We start from the raw sequence: 18,902 nt of genomic DNA, 5'->3' as shown, positions 1-18,902 counted from the left end.
AGATATCAGGGGGGAGGTCGCAAATGATGAATACGCTTACAGGGCAGCAAAGAAAAGGCTCTATGCTTTGGGACTATTTGACGACGGTTGACCATAAGAAAATCGCGATTTTATATATGATCGCCGGGGGATTTTTCTTCGTCGTCGGCGGACTTGAGGCCATGCTTATCAGGATTCAGCTCTTGAGACCGGGAAACGATTTTGTGAATGCGCAGCAGTTTAATGAAATTATGACGATGCACGGCACGACAATGATCTTCCTGGCGGCAATGCCGCTGTTATTCGGGCTGATGAACGCGGTTGTGCCGCTTCAGATCGGGGCGCGTGACGTATCATTTCCGTTTCTGAATGCGCTTGGGTTCTGGCTGTTTTTCTTCGGGGGAATCTTCTTGAATCTGAGCTGGTTTTTAGGAGGCGCTCCAGATGCAGGCTGGACGGCGTATGCGTCGCTTGCGCTGAATTCGAAAGGGCACGGCGTTGACTTTTTCGTGCTCGGCCTGCAGATATCAGGCTTAGGGACGCTGATTGCGGGGATCAACTTTCTGGCAACCATTATTAATATGAGGGCGCCAGGTTTGACGTATATGAGACTGCCGCTGTTTACGTGGACGACATTTGTGGCGTCGGCACTCATTTTATTCGCATTTCCTCCGCTCACCGCCGGTTTAGCGCTGATGATGCTGGATCGTCTGTTCGGGACGAATTTCTTTAATCCTGAATTGGGCGGAAATACGATTATCTGGGAGCACTTGTTTTGGATTTTCGGCCATCCGGAAGTATACATTTTAATTCTTCCTGCGTTCGGGATTTTTTCAGAAATCATTCCTGTGTTTGCGAGAAAGCGTCTGTTTGGTTATTCGTCTATGGTTTTTGCGATCGTGCTGATCGGCTTTCTCGGATTCATGGTATGGGTTCACCACATGTTTACGACCGGACTCGGACCGATTGCCAATGCAATATTTGCGGTTGCAACGATGGCGATTGCGGTGCCTACGGGCATTAAGATTTTCAACTGGCTTTTGACGATTTGGGGAGGAAACGTCAAATTCACGACGCCTATGCTGTATGCCGTCGCCTTTATTCCGTCTTTCGTGCTCGGAGGTGTGACGGGTGTCATGCTGGCGGCCGCAGCGGCAGATTATCAGTTCCATGATACGTATTTTGTCGTAGCGCATTTCCACTACGTCATCATCGGCGGCGTTGTGTTCGGCATCCTGGCGGGCGTGCATTTCTGGTGGCCGAAAATGTTCGGGAAGGTGCTTCATGAAACGATGGGGAAAATTTCCTTTGTCTTGTTTTTTATCGGGTTTCATCTTACCTTCTTCATTCAGCATTTCCTCGGCTTGATGGGAATGCCGCGGCGCGTTTACACATATCTGCCCGGCCAGGGGCTTGATACCGGAAACCTGATCAGTTCAATCGGCGCGTTTTTCATGGCGGGCGCGGCTGTATTGCTCGTCGTCAATATTATTTATACTTCTGTAAAAGGGAAATACGTCGGGAATGACCCATGGATGGACGGACGTACACTCGAATGGGCGGTCTCTTCGCCGCCGCCTGAATATAATTTTAAACAGCTTCCGTTTGTGCGGGGACTTGATCCGCTGTGGATTGAAAAGCAGGCCGGAAATGAAGGGATGTCGCCTGCAGAGCCTGTAGAGGACATTCATATGCCGAACGGCTCCATCATGCCGTTTATCATGTCCTTCGGGCTGTTTGTCGCAGCGTTCGGGTTTTTATACCACTCTGACTATTCATGGGGGCTTCCGGTTATCTTTATAGGCCTCGGCATCACATTCTTTACCATGCTGCTTCGGTCCTTGGTCGATGATTACGGCTATCATATTCACAAAGAAGATCTGCCTAATGATGATAAAGGGGTGAAGGCGTAATGCAGCTACAGGAAAAAATGACGGCTGAAACCTTTCCGGCTTCTCCTGAAAAAGCAACGCTTGAAGGGAAAAATAAGTTTTTAGGATTTTGGCTGTTTCTCGGCGGGGAAACGGTTCTGTTCGCCTCGCTTTTTGCGACATTCCTCGCTTTGCGGGAATCTAAAGCGGGCGGGCCGTCAACGGCTGACATGTTCGAGCTGCCGATCGTGTTTATCGCCACGATGCTTCTGTTAACGAGCAGCTTAACGAGTGTGTATGCAATGTATCATATGAAAAATTTCTCCTTTAAAAAAATGCAGGTGTGGCTTTTGATTACCGTTTTATTGGGAGCCGGATTTTTAGGGGTGGAAATTTATGAATTTAAGCATTACACTCATGAGTTCGGCTTTACCATTACTAGCTCTGCGCTAGGCTCGGCGTTTTACACGCTGGTCGGCACACACGGAGCACACGTGGCGTTCGGGTTATTATGGATCAGCGCACTGATGATCCGGAATGCTAAAAGAGGGCTCAGCCTTTATAATGCGCCGAAATATTATGTGGCCAGTCTATATTGGCATTTCATTGATGTCGTGTGGGTCTTTATCTTTACCGTTGTATATTTGATGGGGATGGTGGGATAACGATGGACGATAACAAAAACAGAGGGACTGTCAGTACGGATCTCGAATATCGGAAAAAGAAAAATGCCGAGGAGATGAAATATCAGGTCATCTCCTTCGGTTTGATGATCGGCCTTACGCTTGTCGCGTTTTTGACGGTGGCTGCAGACGGCATTGCCGGATGGTTTACGATGCCGTTTCTTATCCTGCTTGCGGTCATCCAGGTCATCTTTCAGCTGTTTTACTTTATGCATATGAGCCAGAAAGGGCATGAAGCGCCGTCACTATTTCTGTATTCGGGAATATTTGTCGCGTTTATCACCGTGCTTGCATTTGTCACGATTATTTGGTGGTAATCGGGGCGGCGGGGAGTGAGAGATTTGATTAATTTGGAAATGTTCGGGTTTCGCGCCATGTGGAGCCCTTATCTGTTTTGTATAACTGCCGTGATAACAGGTGTTTACTTTTACTGGTGCAGCCGGCATAAAGGACGTGTGTCGGCTAAAGAGAAGGTGCTGTTTGTGCTTTCCGCGCTGTTTTTTTACGCGGCTGCGGGAAGTCCCGTTGATTTATTGGGCCACGTGATGTTCAGCGCTCATATGGTGCAGATGGCGGTTCTGTTTTTAGTCGTGCCGCCACTCTTGATTTCCGGAATTCCCGGCTGGGCATGGAAAAAACTGATTTTCCGTCCCGTCGTAAAGCGGCTGTTTTCATTTTTTTCACAGCCGCTTATCGCTTTGCTGCTGTTTAACGGCATTTTTTCACTGTATCACATTCCGTTTATATTTGATTTCGTCAAAACGGATTCGCTGTATCACGCGCTGATGAACGGACTCATCTTCGTAACGGCGTTTTTTATGTGGTGGCCGCTTGTGCATCAGGTGGACGGTCTGCCCCGGCTCAGCGGTTTAATGAAGCTTGGGTACATTATGGCGGACGGGATTCTGTTAACGCCGGCGTGTGCGCTCATTATGTTCAGCGGGGCGCCCATGTATGCCACGTACACAGATCCGGCGGCTTGGGCCGAAGCTATGAAGCTTTGTGTCCCTTTAGACTTGGCGGAGAAGATCCCTTTATCCGGTCCGGAGATATTTAACACGCTTCCTCCTCTGGAAGATCAGCAGCTCGGGGCAGTACTGATGAAAATCATACAAGAGATTGTTTACGGAACATATTTGGCTGTCGTCTTTTTTCAGTGGGTCAGAACGGAACGGGAAAAAGATACGCTCTCAGAGCCGCCGTATATCGAGCATACCGTCTCATAAAAAAAGTACAGCATATTCTGCTGTACTTTTTTATTACATTTGCACTGTTTTTAAAGACTCTGCCAATTCAAGCAGTAATGCCTTGCTTTTTGCGACGACATGTTCCGGAAATTCTTCATCGCTGCCGTATTCTACGCCGTGCGGATAATAATGCTTTCCTAAAAGAGGGGCCTTCAGCTGAATCACGGCACGGCTGCCGCCTACATCGCCCTCTTTTGCCGTTCCTTGAATCCGCAGATAAAATGTCCCCTCAGCAACTGAAAACTTTTTGTCGTAAGTCACTCTTTCATAATCCCATTGTCCGGCCAGAATGAGCCCTTTGCTTTCCATCAGATCATTCAAGCGGCTGAGCTCCGCAGTTACCCCTTCAAGACCGCTGTTTTCAAACTTCAAACCTTCCCCCTCCTTTTAAAATTTACCTTTCCTGACAATCATAGTATGAAAGCGTTGCACATTCAATGATTCATACGGTGAAAGTATGCAAAAAGAAAAATTTGACGACAATAGTAGCAGAAAAAAGGAGGAATTCCGCAATGACAAAGATCAATAAGCTCATGACGTCAGACTTGCAATATTGTACAGTATTAGATAATGTATATGAAGCTGCGGTGAAGATGAAAGACGCGGATGTCGGCGCTATTCCGATAGTGGATGAGGACGGAGCGACCCTTGTCGGGATCGTGACAGACAGAGATCTCGTATTACGGGGAATTGCTTCTAAAAAGCCGAACTCTCAAAAAATAACCGACGCAATGACAGAGCGGGTTATCAGTGCAGAAGAAGACGCTTCTGTAGAAGAAGTGCTCCATATGATGGCTGAACATCAGCTCAGAAGAATCCCCGTCACAAGGGATAAAAAACTGGTCGGCATTGTCACGCTCGGCGACCTTTCCTTGGCTGAGCAATCAAATGAGCAAGCAGGCCAGGCGCTGTCTGACATTTCTGAAGATGAAGGGCCGGAAGGGTTTATCCATTAAACATAAATGACGGACGCTGCAAATAGGCTGTACTGTATAAGAAAAACAATAATAGAACGGTTTGATTTCATGGGGGTGAGAGGTTGAAAAATATCGCCAGGGCTCTCGTTATCCTTTTGCTTATTTACGGAGCGTATGTTCTGTTTATACAATATGGATCGGCTCCTCAGAAAAAAACGAATCAGGAGGAGCCTCAGGTTTCCAATGAGGAGGCGAGCGGAAAACGGCTGAAAATACCGTCATCCGGACTGCTTTCTCTCATGGGGAAATCTGCTGCCGATGTGAAAAAGAAACTCGGGGAACCGTCCCGGAAAGATCCTTCTGCTTATGATTATGAATGGTGGGTGTACAACCAGGGGAAAGACCAATATGTACAAGTCGGTATTCTGAATGATAAAGCCGTGACTTTATACGCTTCAGGAAGCGGCATCAACGCAAAACCGTTTAAGATCGGCGAATCGACGGGCGAAGTCTTTAAAACGACGCAGGTTGCTCCGTTTGTCAATGTGACGGATAAGGGTAACACGTACCGGTTTGAGTTTTCTGAAGAAGATATCAATACCCGTCCCACTGTTAAGATCGGCGGTATGTATGTTCAGCTGTACATGGACAAATTTGACGGGAATCTGTCAAGCATCAGGGCATTTGATGCGGAAACGCTAGTAAAACAAAGGCCGTACGAGGTTATGTACAGAGGAAGACTCACAGAACCCGAGCCTGTTTCCGATAAAAAATGGGACAGCATTGAACGGGCGAGCGAACAGCAGATTCTCGATATTACAAATGTCATCCGCGTGAAACACGGACTTGCAAGGCTGAAATGGGACGAAGGCGCTGCAAAAGTGGCATTCGGCCACAGCCAGGACATGAAGGACAACAAGTATTTCTCCCATGTCTCAAAGAAATACGGGACTTTGAAGGACCGCTTGGAAAAAGGCGATGTGAAATACCGTGAGGCCGGTGAAAATATTGCATACAACTATGTGGACGGTCCGGCGGCAGTGGAAGGCTGGCTGAACAGCGAAGGACACAGAAAAGCGCTGTTAAGCCCTGATTACACACACCTCGGGGTCGGCGTGGACCGGAAATATTATACGCAAAACTTCATTAAGCCTTGGCAGTAAAAACCGCAGAGGGGCGCGGCCCCCCGCGGTTTTTTTATGTTTTTTCGCGAGCGGGCTCCTGCCGGGAAAAATTATTTTTGCATATACCTGCTTTTTTTCGCAATTTAGGCGAACATTAAGGCGCCTGAACCGATACATTATAGCAGGCAAAACTTTTCAGAGGGGGTGAGAATTGTGGCGAATCAGCAATCACGGCAATCAATCGATGATTTTAAACAATTCGTAAAAAAGCATCCCAAACTGATCCAAAATGTTCGCAAGGAACAAAGAAGCTGGCAGGAAGTCTATGAAAATTGGGTTCTCCTCGGCGAGGACGATTCGATGTGGGACCCATTTAAAGATGAGGCCGTTCAGTCTGCTTCTGAAGCGGAAACCAAACAGGAACCAGCTGAAAAGAACGATTTCGTTTCAAAAATGGTCACTGCCGTCAAAAAAATGGATATCAACCAAATGAATGAGCAGATCAATAAAATGAGCCAGTCTATTTCATCATTGCAAAGCCTTTTAAGCCAATTTTCGAGCAGCGATACGAAGCAGCCCCGGCAAGGCTCCGGACAACATCCTTTTTCGTTCAGGAAGGATTAAAGAAGGGGATCGTGTATGCGAAAAGAGGTTCAGGAATTCATATCTGCAGATGAGGAACGGAAACAGTTTATACGGCAGCGCCCCGTCTGGTACCGAAGACTCGCGAGAAAGCCGGACGATCTCAATTCATTTCAGCTGGACATGATGAATTTTTATGAAAAAACGATACCGCACCGGGTAAGCCAATTCTCAAACGGGATTCAGATGGCGCAGATGATGATGCAGATGGTTCACGCCATGCGTTCGCAGGATTAAAAAAGCATTTAAACGCCGCATTTTCCAATTGGCAGGTTTCGTGGTAAACTAACAACTGGAGGTGCGTATTAATGTATGCAACAATTGAGTCCGTCCGGCTTCAAAGTGAAGCGGAGCAGCTTGCCGGCATGATTCTGCAGTCTGAGACGGCTGAAAATTACCGTGATTGTTACAAGCGTCTCCATGAAGATGAAGAGGCAGGGCGGATTATTCGTTCTTTTTTGAGCATTAAAGAGCAGTATGAGGATGTGCAGCGCTTTGGCAAATACCATCCTGATTATAGAGAAATTTCCCGCAAAATGAGAGAGTTGAAGCGGGAGCTGGATTTAAATGATAAGGTGGCCGAATTTAAAAAAGCGGAGACTGAGCTTCAGTCGCTGCTTGACGAGATCAGCATCGAACTCGGCACGGCCGTTTCGGAGCATGTAAAAGTTCCGACGGGGAATCCTTATTTTGACGGCCTGTCATCCTGCGGCGGCGGCTGCGGTTCCGGCGGCGGCTGCGGATGCAAAGTTTCCTGACGAGACGGCCGTCTCGTCTTTTACATAAAATGAACAGAGAGTCAGGCGGTGATCATGATGGAAAGCAAGCGCCAAGGCATAATCGTATATCTGCATTCTTTAAAACACAGTAAAATGCTGAGAAAATTCGGCAACGTTCATTATGTTTCCAAGCGGCTGAAATACGCAGTGCTGTATTGCGATATGGGCCAAATCGAAAAAACGATGGAAAAGATTTCTTCTTATTCATATGTGAAGAAAGTAGAGCCTTCATATAAGCCCTTTTTAAAGCTGGAATTTGAATCAAAGCTTGATAAAGCGAAAGAGTACGATTATAAGATCGGCATATAAAAAAATCCCCGCAGAAACCTGCGGGGTCCTTCTATTCCTTAACAAGTTAAGGAGAAGGCAAAGGGAGAGGAGAAACCGGAGGAAGAACTTATGGGGAAACGTAAGTCTTCTCCGCGGTTGGCAACAACATCATTTATTGATGCTGTTACACGTAGTTTTGACAAGAATGTGAGCATGTATACATGATTTCACGCTCATTGTTTGAAAGAATGCTTTATGATAAGATAGGGATTGTTTTTGTACATAACGGCTCAGCCGATGCGAAACATCAAAGTTTTCAGAAAAAGTGGTGTGAAAAATGAGAGTAATTTCCGGTTCAAGAAAAGGACGAGCCTTAAAGGCTGTGCCGGGCACATCAACAAGGCCGACGACGGATAAAGTAAAAGAGTCTATTTTTAATATGATCGGCCCGTATTTTGACGGAGGAACGGGGCTGGATTTGTTTGCGGGGAGCGGCGGCCTCGGAATTGAAGCGCTGTCGCGCGGATTTGACCGCTGTATCTTTGTGGATCGTGATTTCAAAGCCATCCAAACGGTAAAAGCGAATTTAAAAGCGCTGGATCTGCTGTCTTCAACGGAAGTATACCGCAATGATGCAGAGCGGGCCCTCTATGCCGCGGCGAAACGGGAAAAAGGTTTTGACGGAATTTTCTTAGATCCTCCGTATAAGGAACAAAAGCTGAAAGCGCTTATCGAAATGATTGATGAAGAGAACATGCTGAATGAAGGCGGTTTTGTCGTAGCCGAGCATGATAAAGCGGTTGCGCTTCCTGAAGCCGTCGGCACGCTTACTGTAACAAGAAGGGAAATTTACGGGCTTACAGGAGTGACGATATACCGAAATAGGGGGTAATGATGTGGCAAGTATAGCTGTATGTCCCGGAAGTTTTGATCCCGTCACCTACGGACACATGGACATTATCAGGCGGGGAGCAAACGTGTTTGAGCATGTGTACGTATGCGTGCTTAACAATTCTTCCAAGCAGCCGCTGTTTACAGTCGAAGAACGCTGTGAGCTATTGCGGGAAGTGACAAAAGACATACCGAATATTACGGTCGAGACGTCAGGGGGACTGTTGATCGACTACGCGAAAAAAAAGCAGGCGAATGCGATTATCAGGGGGCTCAGAGCTGTTTCTGACTTCGAATATGAGATGCAGGGAACCTCTGTCAACCGCGTGCTTGACGAGTCAATAGAAACCTTTTTTATGATGACGAACAATCAGTACTCTTTTTTAAGTTCAAGCATTGTAAAAGAGGTCGCAAAATATAACGGGCCTGTTTCAGAGTTTGTTCCTCCGGAAGTCGAACAGGCGCTGCAGCAGAAATTTAAAGGATGAGAAGCGCGTTTGGCGTCTCATCCTTTTTTTATCCGTGCTGACAGCCTGTAACAATAAATCAGTGCGTATACGGTGAGGGCAGCCAGAGTTACGGCGGGGCCGGCTTCAACAAGTGTGTTCCATCCGCTGACGGCAGCCGAGGCCGCACTCTGATCGCGGAGCGGAAGGAATACGGACTGGTAAGGTTCGTCCAATGCAAGATAAAGCGGCTTCCATAATAAAAGAATAAAAAGGGCGGCATAAATGCCTTGAAGGATACGCGAAACAAAAAACGGTTTAAAGCGGATGTCTGTTTCCGATAAAATGCCGGCCACTTGGGCCTGTACGGAAAGGCCGCTGAAACCGAGAATAAAACTCACAATCATCGCTTTCGGCAGCAAGGCGGCATCCGCTTCACTGACCAGCTTGCTCCCAAGCGTAATCTCAAACATTCCGCTGATAAGAGGAATGTCCAGACTTACGGGAAGATGGAAGAGCGAAAGAAGCGCGTTCGTAAATACAGAAAGCACATCCATGACTTGTACGATTGATAATAACCGGCTGAAAACCGAAAACAATATAATAAAACCGCCCACCATCAGCAAGGTTTGTACAGAAGACGTGACGGCGTCGCTTAAAATTTTTCCGAGCGGCCGCTTCTCCGAAAGCCGCGCTTTGTGCAGCGCCAGAAATGCTTCTTTCAGTGAAGGAAGAGCGATCGTCTTTTTACCGCTATACGCCGTTTCTTCTTTCCGTCCGTATGAACGCATCGTCAGGCCGACGGCGATGTTTCCGAGATAGTGAGCCGATGCTAAAAGAATGCCGAGAGAGGCGTTATGAAAAAAGCCGACCGCCACAGCCGCGAATATAAATAACGGATTGGATGAATTGGTAAAAGAGACGAGGCGTTCAGCCTCCACTCTGGAGATCTGTTTCTCCTGGCGCAGCCGTGCAGTCAGTTTCGCGCCGGCCGGATTTCCTGAAGCCATGCCCATAGCCAGTACAAATCCGCCGACCCCCGGCACTCTGAAAATGGGGCGCATAAAGGGTTCGAGTAAAAGGCCGACAAACCTGACAATGCCGAATCCGATTAAAAGCTCAGATAAAATAAAAAACGGAAGCAGCGAAGGAAAAACTACCTCCCACCACATGGAAAGGCCGGTTTTGGAGGCTTCGAATGAGGCCTGCGGGTGTGAAATAACCGTCGCCGTCAAAAAAATAAAAAACAATGAAATCAAAAATGTATGAAACTTAGACAAGTTCATTCTTACCTCCCCGATGCTAAAATTGCACACTGACATTTATATCATGATAAAATATAGAACAGACCTTAAGGACGGCCGGGCAAGTACCTATTTGTCATCCTGTACTAATATACGAGCATAGGGGTTCAATTTAGACCATAGAATTCATGTATAGGATGTCTATAGGGGGTTCGTCGCGTTGGCCAAACCTACAATCGGGTTAGCGTTAGGTTCGGGAGGGGCAAGAGGCATTGCCCACCTCGGAGTGTTATCCAGTTTACATAAGCATCAGATTCCAATTGATATGATTGCCGGCAGCAGCATGGGAGCGTTAGTCGGAAGCTTTTATGCGGCCGGGCATGACGTGGCCACGATGAAAAAAGTCGCCAAAGCATTTAAGCGGCGGCTGTATGCGGATTATACGATGCCGCGTCTCGGATTTTTGAAAGGGGACCGCATCAGGCAGCTCGTACATGCGTATACGTACGGCAAGCCGATAGAAGAACTGCGGATCCCGCTCGGCATCGTGGCATGCGACCTCCAGACCGGAGAAAAACTCGTTTTTACAAAAGGCTCCGTATCCGAAGCCGTCCGCGCGAGCATCAGCATACCCGGCGTTTTCGTCCCGCAAAAAATGAACGGGCGCATGTTGGTGGACGGCGCGGTGGTCGACAGAATCCCGGTTTCCGCGGTAAAGGATATGGGCGCTGATATCGTTATCGCCTCTGACGTATCGCGGGTGAAAAAAACGGAAAAAGCGGCACATATTTTTGATGTAATCATGCAAAGTATGGATATACTGCAAAATGAATTGGTCCGTCACCAGACCATTGCCGCAGACGTCATGATCCGCCCTTCTCTTGAATCATTCAGTTCAAGCTCTTTTGCCAACATTGATCATATGATCACAGCGGGCGAAGAAGCCGCAGACCGCATGATCGGCCGGATTAAACAAGAAATAGAGAACTGGGAGGGCTAACTCATATGAAAGCAAAACATTTTCGCTGGGTGTTTATCATCCTGATCTTATTAATCGCTGTTACATTTATTAAGCTTCCGTTTTACATCACACAGCCGGGAGAAGCATCAGAGCTGAGACCGCTGATTAAGGTGGACGGAGGCTATCCTGAAAAAGGAAGCCTTTCCTTGATGACTGTCAAAGTAGGCCCAGCCAATCCGTATACATATCTTTGGGCGAAAGTGCATCCTTACGATGAAATCGTCCCGGATGAAAGCATAAAAGAAGAGGGCGAAACAGATTCAGACTATATGAAGCGCCAGCTGCAGATGATGAAAAGCTCTCAAGAAAACGCGGTCATTGCCGCTTATCAAAAAGCCGGCAAACAGGTAAAATACTCATTTAACGGCATTTACGCCAGCTCAGTCGTTTCCGGCATGCCGGCAAAAGGAAAAATAGAGGTCGGTGATAAAATCATCAGCGCGGACGGAAAAAAATACGAATCCGCTGAAAAGCTGATTGATTATATCAGCAGCAAAAAAGCGGGGGAGAAAGTCACGTTTCACATTGAACGGGACACGAAAGAAAAGACCGTTGACATTGGGCTGAAATCATTCCCGGATGACCCGAAAAGAGCGGGTATCGGTGTCGCGTTATATACGGATCGGAACGTGAAAGTGAAGCCCGATCTACATTTCAGCATTGAAAACATCGGCGGGCCTTCTGCAGGTCTCATGATGTCTTTAGAAATTTACAACCAGCTGACAAAACCTGACGAAACAAAAGGCTACAATATAGCCGGAACGGGAACAATCGACGTTGACGGCAAAGTCGGGCCGATCGGCGGAATCGATCAGAAAGTCGTCGCCGCAGACAAAGCGGGGAAAGATATTTTCTTTGCGCCGAACCAAAACGGTGCTGAAAACTCTGATTATAAAAATGCGGTAAAAACGGCAAAAGCTATCAAGTCCGATATGAAGATCGTTCCGGTCGACACCATGCAGGACGCACTTGATTATTTGGATAAGCTGAAAGTAAAAAGCACCTGATACAGTCAGGTGCTTTATTTACGCATTCAAAAAACGTTTTTCGTCTTCATCATAGCGGATCGGCGCTTGTGAAAATTCCTGTTTCTCAAACCATGTGCGTTCAGGTTCTTTTATCGGCAGGCTGTAAACCCGTCCCGCCGATATGTCCAGATCCAGAGCGGGATGGGAGAAAGAGGAGAGCTTGCTGACGAGCGGCGCGGTAAGCTCTTTTTTCTTTGCCGACAGGTATGCCTGTCCTTTTTTCGTCATTCCGAGAAGACGGATATAAGGTGCGCTTGCAGGATTTAAAAGCCGGTGCATGTCTTCTTTTTTCGTTCGTGTCAGAATGTGCGTATTCATCCGCTGCAGCCTCGTCCACGTGTATCGTTTTGTTTTCAATAGTTCCATCATTTCCTGGTAGGAGCGGGCTTGTCTGATGGTGCGCAGAATTCTGTGCTCAAGGCCTTCTTCCACTTCATAGATTCGGCTTAATTCTTCAGCTGACAGAGTGCTGAGACTGTATTTTACATATGAAAAATAGTCTTCCGTGCTGTGCCATAATCCGTATGAGTTTCTGTATGCGTCCAGCTCGCGCACAGACGCTTCCGGGAGAAAGCTCTTTGCGGCCTCCGTTCCTTTTTCGATCAGCGCTTTTCTGATGCTTGTGGCGCTGGCTATCCGGCTGTCATCCCCGGGAAGCTCGGCGTCATGATACCCGGAAGCGATCCTGGCTGTCGTATAAGGCTTCATGGCGGAACCGGAGGCATGTATTGCTTTGACATAGTGAAAACCGAGAATATTATTCGGCTTAGACAAATCAAGCATGTCCTGTCCTTTGAATATGTGTGAAAAAGCTTTTGAGGCGGCGGCCGGATAGCTGAGCCCCTTTTTCAGCTCCTCTTTCAGAATCTGGCTGCAGTCAGATTCCTTTCGGCTGAACGCTTCAGCGGCTTCAATAAAGGGGTCAATCCGTCCGTTTTCACTGCCGAAAAATAAGCTGCTGCATCCTAATTGGTGAAGAAGCGAAATACTGCCGCGCGCGAATAATTCCGCTTTTTGTACGGCATACATATAAGGGAGCTCAATGACGATATCCACGCCGTTTTCCAGCGCCATTTTTGTCCGGGCCCACTTTGAGACGGCGGCCGGTTCCCCGCGCTGCAAAAAAGGGCCGCTCATCACCGCTGCCGCGACGCTGCTGTCCGTCTTGATTTTGGCTTGTTCCGCATGATAGCGGTGTCCGTTATGAAAGGGATTATATTCAACAACCAGGCCGACTGCTTTCATATTTGTTCCGCCTTTCTTGCTATGTTTTGCTTCGTATGGTACATTTGCAAATGAAGTGCATATTTTCGTCCGTTTCGTTTAGTGTATGATTAGCCTATCCGGCTGTCAACGATTGCAAGACGGCGGCATTATGCTGTAAAGAAAAAATATTGACAAAAACATTCTGAAAAGCTATAATCATGTTTGTTGCTTTCCTGAGGTGATACAAATGAAATGGACGATTTATCAGCTTCATCAAATGGCGAAAAAGAGCTTTGAATTTGATGAAACAGTTGAGTTGAATGAGCTGACAAAATTGAATTCTGATATCCGCCGCATTTCTCCCGTCCGGGTGAAGGGCCGCGCTGAGATTGAATCCAAGCAGGTTTCGTTTGACTTTACGATTTCAGGCGAAATGGTTTTGCCGTGCTCAAGAACTTTAGTTGATGTGCCGTATCCATTTACAATCGCGACAAAAGAACTGTTTAGATTTCATAAGACGGATGATATAGAAGATGAGGACGTTCATATTGCTGAAGACGATACCGTCGACTTGACTCCGATCGTAAAAGAAGAGATTCTTTTAGAAATTCCTATGCAAATCTTTTGTGAAACTGAACAAAAAGAAGGGGCCGCTCCCCAAGTGGGAAAGGATTGGCAAGTGATTTCTGAGGAAGAGAAGAAAAATCAGATCGACCCCAGACTTGCGGATCTGAAAAAGCTCTTAACACAAGATGATGAATCTTAACTCTTTAAGGAGGTGGGAATAATGGCTGTACCTTTTAGAAGAACTTCTAAAATGAAAAAAAGATTGCGCCGTACACATTTCAAACTAAATGTACCTGGTATGACAGAATGCCCGTCATGCGGAGAGATGAAATTGTCTCACCGTGTATGTAAAGCATGCGGATCATACAACGGCAAAGACATAAATGTAAAAAGCAATTAATGTATGAAGAAAAGCGCGGGAATTTCGGTTCCTGCGCTTTTCTTTTTTTCTCCCTCCGGCCTGCTGCCGCCGAAAAAATTGTGAGCGCCAATAGTCTATCTAATCTATCAGCGGCATATGTATGAGGTAAATGAGCAAATATGGAGGGAGATACGATTGACGATTACGAGACAAGATGCGTGGACGCAAGATGAAGATTTGCTGCTGGCCGAGGTGGTGCTCAGGCACATACGGGAAGGCGGGACCCAGCTTTCCGCTTTTGAAGAAGTCGGCAGAGCGCTGACGAGAACGGCTGCCGCCTGCGGGTTCAGGTGGAATTCTTATGTCAGGAAACAATATCAGTCAGGGATAGAACTGGCGAAAAAACAGCGGAAGGAATTAAGAAAGCAAATCGGGGTGCATTCCGCCAATCTGCCGGGAACCGTTAAGCAGCCCCCGATCCGCAGGGCGGAAGGAGAAAAAGAGCTGTCCATTGATGATGTGATTTTGTTTCTGCAGCAATTTAAAGAGTCGCCAGCCGCAGCGGATGTGCGTCATGAAAAAGAAAAACTCACAGAACAGCTGACCGCGCTGCAAAAAGAAGTCGAGGATCTGCGTGAGGAAAACGAAAGCTTGAGAAACAAGCTGGAGATGACGGAAGAAGATTACAAAGCGTTAATTGATATTATGGACAGAGCGAGAAGGATGGTCAATTCGAAAGATGATGAAAGAAAATCGGCGCAGAGCCTATAAAATCAACCGGCCTGAGGGCATTGTCCCGGCCGGTTTTTTATTATGCCGTTTCCCCGGCTGTCATTTCACCGTCCATATCAGGATGCCAGATGTAAGGGTTTTCTCCTTTGTCACGCGCCATATCATATTTAACGGGCTCGAAATTCATCTTATCCCAGAATTCTGCTGATTTCATGCGTGAATTCGTCCTGATCGGCATTCTGAAGGATTTTGCAAAATCGACAAGCGCTTTGCCGTATCCGTTGTTTTGATAGCCAGGAAGAACCTCAAGCTTCCATAGTTCCAAAAAGTCCTGACGCTGATCAAAATACGGATTCGTGCTTCCGCTTACCTGATATAAACTCATTCTCGCCACTAGTTTATCCCCGAAGTAAATCCCGTAAAAAGGCGAGGTGCTGTCATTTTCAATGATATTATCCTGCAGATCTTCAAGCATGGACAGCTCCTGCATCCCGTATTCTTTAAACCTTTTAAATTCTTCGAGTGTCTTAAAGTTGATGAGCAGGCGCTCTATTTTCAACACAAACTCCCCCTTTGTTGTGTTCTACTTATTATTGTAAACGCTTTAATTGAAAATTCCAACTATAATATGTTCGTCTGTCATTTTGTTCAAAACGAAATTGAAGTAATTTGCGGCGGCTTCTGCTATGATAATATGGAAAAAAGCAGATATAGGGTGTGACAGTGTGAAAATCGGAATTATCGGCGGCGGAGCGGTGGGCCTTTTATGTGCTTACTACTTATCGTCCCGCCATCAGGTAACGGTCATCACGCGGCGGACGGAGCAGGCTGATGCGATTAACTCAGGCGGTATACGGCTGGTGAAAGACGGAAAAGAATTTACGGCGTCATGCAGAGCGCAAACAGGCATCACTTCCGGATTCGATCTCTTAATCGCAGCTGTTAAACAGCACCAGCTCAGCGATGTTTTGCCGGATCTTGAGACAATAAAAGGGACGAATGTGCTGTTTTTGCAAAACGGCATGGGACACATACACGACATCAAAGATTGGCATACAGATCATTCGCTTTATGCCGGCACGGTTGAGCACGGGGCAAAAAGGATATCAGATCATGCCGTTGAACATACTGGGACCGGTGCCGTAAGATGGAGTGTATTCCGCGCATCCCGGCCGGAAACGCTCAACACCATCTTTTCCGGCATGCACCGTGATTTTCCCGTATATGATGAAAACGACTGGTATCAACTGTTGACGGGAAAACTGATCATAAATGTATGCATCAACCCGTTAACTGCATTGCTGCGTGTGAAAAACGGAGAGCTGTTAACAAATGCCGCTTACAAAAAATATATGAGAAATGTGTTTGAAGAAGCGGAGACAATTCTTGGCCTCGCGGATAGAGAGGAAGCGTGGAACAGGGTTTGCGAAGTTTGCAGCCGGACGGAAAAAAATCATTCTTCCATGCTTGTCGATATCTTGAAGGGAAGACGGACGGAGGCCGATGCGATTATCGGCTACCTTGTGAAAGAGGCGGAGAGCCGGGGATTGCCGGCCGTTCATCTCCCGTTTTTACACCGCAGCATAAAAGCGTTAGAAAGAAACTGAAACAAAGTCTTTTGAGGTTTTCCGGTAACATGCTATACTCATTTCGGAAACCTAACTATTTATTGGAGAAAGGAAGTTCCAGACAGATGCAGCTAACTGAACTTTCCATCAAAAGTCAAAATACGTTTGTGCAGCACTATATAGATGGAGAAAACATGTCTTCATTTTTTGATTATGATATTTATTCTGAGGATGTATGGCAAAAGCGGCTTCATGACCTGTCTTCAAGGCCGTTTGCCAGAGAGGAATTAGCCGATTACCTATCCTCGTATAACGAAAAATTTAACTCCGCCGCCATGCAGGCCTCCATCAAAAAACTGAGAGATCCAAAAAGCGCAGCAGTTGTAGGCGGACAGCAGGCCGGTCTTTTAACAGGACCCCTTTACACCATACATAAGATTATCTCCATTATCGTACTTGCCAGACAGCAGGAAGAGGCGCTCCGGATTCCTGTCGTTCCGATTTTCTGGGTGGCGGGTGAAGATCACGATCTGGAAGAAATCAATTATGTGCATACGTCAACAGAGAAAAAAGGTCCGGTGAAACAGAAGCTGCCGCAGTCTTACTGGAAAAAAACATCGGCGGCCAATACCTCTCTTGATCAGGAAAAATGTGCGGCGTGGATTGATGAAGTGTTCGCTTCTTTTGAGGAAACGGATCACACAAACGCACTCCTTCAAAATGTGAAGCGATGTTTACGCTCATCAGAGACATTTACGGACTTTTTTGAACTGTTAATCGCCGGTTTGTTTCAAGAAGAAGGACTTATTCTGATCAATTCCGGAGATCCCGGGATTAAAAAGCTGGAAACGGTCATGTTTCAGCAGATTTTAAAGCACAATAATGAACTTGCCGAAGCAGTGTCAAATCAGCAGCGTCTTATGCGGGAAGCCGGTTATCACCCGATTATTGAGTCGGACAAAGAACAGGCCAACTTATTTTACGAGTATGAGGGAGAGCGCTTCTTAATTGAAAAAGAAAATGGCGTTTTTGTCATTAAAGAACTTCACCTCAAGTGGACGAACGACGAACTTCATACCCATATGGAAGAAAAACCGGAATGTTTCAGCAATAACGTTGTGACAAGGCCGCTGATGCAGGAGTTTCTCATCCCGACTCTTGCGTTTATCGCAGGGCCGGGGGAAGTCAATTATTGGGGCGAGCTGAAGCAGGCTTTCTCATTAATGGGCTTTTCTATGACTCCGGTAGTGCCGAGATTAAACATTACGATTCTTGAGCGCCATATTGAAAAGAAGCTTTCGGAACGGAATATCCCGCTTCAGGAAGCGATCGAACACGGCACCGGACATCTGAAGGAGACTTATTTTAACGAGCAGATTCCTGAAGAATTTTCTTCTGTGATGGAAGAGGCGAAGTCGCAGATTGAAGCTGCCCATAAAAAAGCAAGGGACGAAGCGCTTAAAGTCGATTCAAGCCTTGAGCCGCTCTTACAGAAGAATGCCGCCTTCATTCAAGATCAGCTCTTGTTTCTAGAACGGACGGTAACAAAAAGAATTGAAGAAAAAGAAGGTTTTGTGCTTCGTGACTATGAAAGAATCCAAAACAGCATCAGACCGCTCGGCGCTCCGCAGGAACGGATCTGGAATGTAATGTATTATTTGAACCGTTACGGTCCAAAATTCTTCACAACCTTCAAACATCTGCCATTTTCTTTTCAAAACCAACATCAGATTGTCAAACTTTGAAACAAAGTTTTAAAGAACCCTGAATAGTTCAGGGTTTTTTTTTATGTTTAAACAGTGTAAAATGAGGTTGTGGAGAGAAGTGGCGGATAGTGGTGAGTTTAGGGGAGAAAGTGGGGGTCCTTATCATGTTTATGGGTGAATACCAGCATACAATTGATGCAAAGGGCCGCATGATCGTACCCGCAAAATTCAGAGAAGGCCTCGGTGAGCAGTTTGTGCTGACAAGAGGACTTGACCAATGTCTTTTCGGCTACCCGATGAATGAATGGAAGCTGATCGAAGAAAAGCTGAAGGCGCTGCCGCTCACCAAAAAAGACGCCCGCGCATTTACCCGTTTCTTTTTTTCCGGTGCGACCGAATGCGAACTGGACAAGCAGGGAAGGGTTAATATTGCGTCATCTCTTCTGAATTACGCAAAACTGGAAAAAGAATGTGTTGTCATCGGGGTTTCCAATCGAATTGAATTGTGGAGTAAGGTAATCTGGGAACAATACACAGAAGAGCAAGAAGATTCATTCGCTGAAATTGCTGAAAACATGATTGGATTTGATATATAATGGATCTTCGTGCATCACAGCAAC

General features: G+C 46.6%; 24 protein-coding genes. 20 read left to right on the top strand and 4 right to left on the bottom strand.

Annotation, left to right across the window (positions count from 1 at the left end):
• Positions 1-23: 23 nt before the first annotated feature.
• From ctaD to ctaG, 4 genes are read left to right on the top strand one after another with little or no spacing between them, the layout of a single operon-like run.
• The gene (ctaD, locus tag ACH32G_RS01840; RefSeq protein ID WP_064778864.1) at positions 24-1,892 is read left to right on the top strand and encodes a cytochrome c oxidase subunit I; all 1,869 of its coding nucleotides are present in this window, start codon (positions 24-26) and stop codon (positions 1,890-1,892) included.
• Positions 1,892-2,515, top strand: a complete 624-nt coding sequence (gene ctaE / locus ACH32G_RS01835) for a cytochrome c oxidase subunit III (RefSeq protein ID WP_013352146.1) — start codon at positions 1,892-1,894, stop codon at positions 2,513-2,515. Before ctaD ends, ctaE begins: the two co-directional genes overlap by 1 nt.
• A 2-nt stretch (positions 2,516-2,517) precedes the next feature.
• A complete protein-coding gene (ctaF, locus tag ACH32G_RS01830; RefSeq protein ID WP_007409686.1) occupies positions 2,518-2,850 on the top strand; it encodes a cytochrome c oxidase subunit IVB in 333 nt (110 codons plus the stop codon).
• 24 nt (positions 2,851-2,874) lie between these two features.
• A complete protein-coding gene (gene ctaG, locus ACH32G_RS01825; RefSeq protein WP_016936231.1) occupies positions 2,875-3,759 on the top strand; it encodes a cytochrome c oxidase assembly factor CtaG in 885 nt (294 codons plus the stop codon).
• Positions 3,760-3,792: 33 nt separating this feature from the next.
• Here the strand turns inward: ctaG and ACH32G_RS01820 are convergent, their stop codons facing one another.
• Entirely contained in the window at positions 3,793-4,152 is a 360-nt protein-coding gene (locus ACH32G_RS01820) for a YugN family protein (RefSeq protein WP_016936230.1), read from the bottom strand.
• 140 nt (positions 4,153-4,292) lie between these two features.
• On the opposite strand from ACH32G_RS01820, the gene ACH32G_RS01815 reads away from it, so the two are divergent.
• The 8 genes from ACH32G_RS01815 (at position 4,293) to coaD (ending at position 8,891) form a co-directional block, all read left to right on the top strand.
• Positions 4,293-4,736: a CBS domain-containing protein gene (locus ACH32G_RS01815; protein WP_448813926.1), complete on the top strand. Its 444-nt coding sequence runs from the start codon at positions 4,293-4,295 to the stop codon at positions 4,734-4,736.
• Positions 4,737-4,819: 83 nt separating this feature from the next.
• Entirely contained in the window at positions 4,820-5,860 is a 1,041-nt protein-coding gene (locus ACH32G_RS01810) for a CAP domain-containing protein (RefSeq protein WP_016936228.1), read from the top strand.
• 174 nt (positions 5,861-6,034) lie between these two features.
• Positions 6,035-6,445, top strand: a complete 411-nt coding sequence (locus ACH32G_RS01805) for a YlbD family protein (RefSeq protein WP_047475165.1) — start codon at positions 6,035-6,037, stop codon at positions 6,443-6,445.
• A gap of 15 nt (positions 6,446-6,460) precedes the next feature.
• Positions 6,461-6,700, top strand: a complete 240-nt coding sequence (locus ACH32G_RS01800; protein WP_099744272.1) for a YlbE-like family protein — start codon at positions 6,461-6,463, stop codon at positions 6,698-6,700.
• A 71-nt stretch (positions 6,701-6,771) separates the two neighbouring features.
• A complete protein-coding gene (locus ACH32G_RS01795) occupies positions 6,772-7,221 on the top strand; it encodes a YlbF family regulator (RefSeq protein WP_016936226.1) in 450 nt (149 codons plus the stop codon).
• Positions 7,222-7,278: 57 nt separating this feature from the next.
• A complete protein-coding gene (locus tag ACH32G_RS01790) occupies positions 7,279-7,551 on the top strand; it encodes a YlbG family protein (RefSeq protein WP_016936225.1) in 273 nt (90 codons plus the stop codon).
• 298 nt (positions 7,552-7,849) lie between these two features.
• Complete coding sequence (rsmD, locus tag ACH32G_RS01785; RefSeq protein ID WP_016936223.1) at positions 7,850-8,404, top strand: 16S rRNA (guanine(966)-N(2))-methyltransferase RsmD; 555 nt, start codon at positions 7,850-7,852, stop codon at positions 8,402-8,404.
• 4 nt (positions 8,405-8,408) lie between these two features.
• Positions 8,409-8,891, top strand: coding sequence for a pantetheine-phosphate adenylyltransferase (gene coaD / locus ACH32G_RS01780; protein WP_016936222.1), 483 nt, complete (start codon positions 8,409-8,411; stop codon positions 8,889-8,891).
• Positions 8,892-8,908: 17 nt separating this feature from the next.
• On the opposite strand, the gene ylbJ is transcribed toward coaD, so the two are convergent.
• Positions 8,909-10,135, bottom strand: coding sequence for a sporulation integral membrane protein YlbJ (gene ylbJ / locus ACH32G_RS01775; protein WP_095240758.1), 1,227 nt, complete (start codon positions 10,133-10,135; stop codon positions 8,909-8,911).
• A 178-nt stretch (positions 10,136-10,313) separates the two neighbouring features.
• Between ylbJ and ACH32G_RS01770 the strand changes: the two genes are divergently transcribed.
• Entirely contained in the window at positions 10,314-11,093 is a 780-nt protein-coding gene (locus ACH32G_RS01770) for a patatin family protein (protein WP_014304961.1), read from the top strand.
• A 5-nt stretch (positions 11,094-11,098) separates the two neighbouring features.
• Positions 11,099-12,121, top strand: a complete 1,023-nt coding sequence (locus tag ACH32G_RS01765) for a SepM family pheromone-processing serine protease (RefSeq protein ID WP_016936220.1) — start codon at positions 11,099-11,101, stop codon at positions 12,119-12,121.
• A gap of 18 nt (positions 12,122-12,139) precedes the next feature.
• Here the strand turns inward: ACH32G_RS01765 and ACH32G_RS01760 are convergent, their stop codons facing one another.
• Positions 12,140-13,387, bottom strand: coding sequence for a nucleotidyltransferase (locus tag ACH32G_RS01760; protein WP_188154024.1), 1,248 nt, complete (start codon positions 13,385-13,387; stop codon positions 12,140-12,142).
• 208 nt (positions 13,388-13,595) lie between these two features.
• Here ACH32G_RS01760 and ACH32G_RS01755 point away from each other — a divergent pair, with 208 nt between their 5' ends.
• From ACH32G_RS01755 to gerR, 3 genes are all read left to right on the top strand, one after another.
• The gene (locus tag ACH32G_RS01755; RefSeq protein WP_016936218.1) at positions 13,596-14,114 is read left to right on the top strand and encodes a YceD family protein; all 519 of its coding nucleotides are present in this window, start codon (positions 13,596-13,598) and stop codon (positions 14,112-14,114) included.
• 21 nt (positions 14,115-14,135) lie between these two features.
• A complete protein-coding gene (gene rpmF, locus ACH32G_RS01750) occupies positions 14,136-14,315 on the top strand; it encodes a 50S ribosomal protein L32 (RefSeq protein ID WP_003154457.1) in 180 nt (59 codons plus the stop codon).
• Between the two features lie 156 nt (positions 14,316-14,471).
• Positions 14,472-15,047, top strand: coding sequence for a sporulation-specific transcriptional regulator GerR (gerR, locus tag ACH32G_RS01745; protein WP_188154025.1), 576 nt, complete (start codon positions 14,472-14,474; stop codon positions 15,045-15,047).
• 40 nt (positions 15,048-15,087) lie between these two features.
• Here gerR and ACH32G_RS01740 read toward each other — a convergent pair whose 3' ends face one another.
• Positions 15,088-15,570: an N-acetyltransferase gene (locus ACH32G_RS01740; protein ID WP_448813925.1), complete on the bottom strand. Its 483-nt coding sequence runs from the start codon at positions 15,568-15,570 to the stop codon at positions 15,088-15,090.
• Positions 15,571-15,733: 163 nt separating this feature from the next.
• Here ACH32G_RS01740 and ACH32G_RS01735 point away from each other — a divergent pair, with 163 nt between their 5' ends.
• The 3 genes from ACH32G_RS01735 to mraZ all read left to right on the top strand — a co-directional run bounded on the left by ACH32G_RS01735 (position 15,734) and on the right by mraZ (position 18,878).
• Complete coding sequence (locus ACH32G_RS01735; RefSeq protein WP_316936403.1) at positions 15,734-16,615, top strand: 2-dehydropantoate 2-reductase; 882 nt, start codon at positions 15,734-15,736, stop codon at positions 16,613-16,615.
• A gap of 86 nt (positions 16,616-16,701) precedes the next feature.
• Positions 16,702-18,321, top strand: a complete 1,620-nt coding sequence (gene bshC, locus ACH32G_RS01730; protein ID WP_188154027.1) for a bacillithiol biosynthesis cysteine-adding enzyme BshC — start codon at positions 16,702-16,704, stop codon at positions 18,319-18,321.
• Positions 18,322-18,446: 125 nt separating this feature from the next.
• Complete coding sequence (gene mraZ / locus ACH32G_RS01725) at positions 18,447-18,878, top strand: division/cell wall cluster transcriptional repressor MraZ (RefSeq protein WP_013352164.1); 432 nt, start codon at positions 18,447-18,449, stop codon at positions 18,876-18,878.
• Positions 18,879-18,902: the final 24 nt, after the last annotated feature.

The sequence above is a fragment of the Bacillus sp. CIS52 genome (assembly GCF_053545315.1).
The sequence above is the reverse complement of the archived record's forward strand: the minus strand, read 5'-3'. Positions and strand labels throughout refer to the sequence as shown.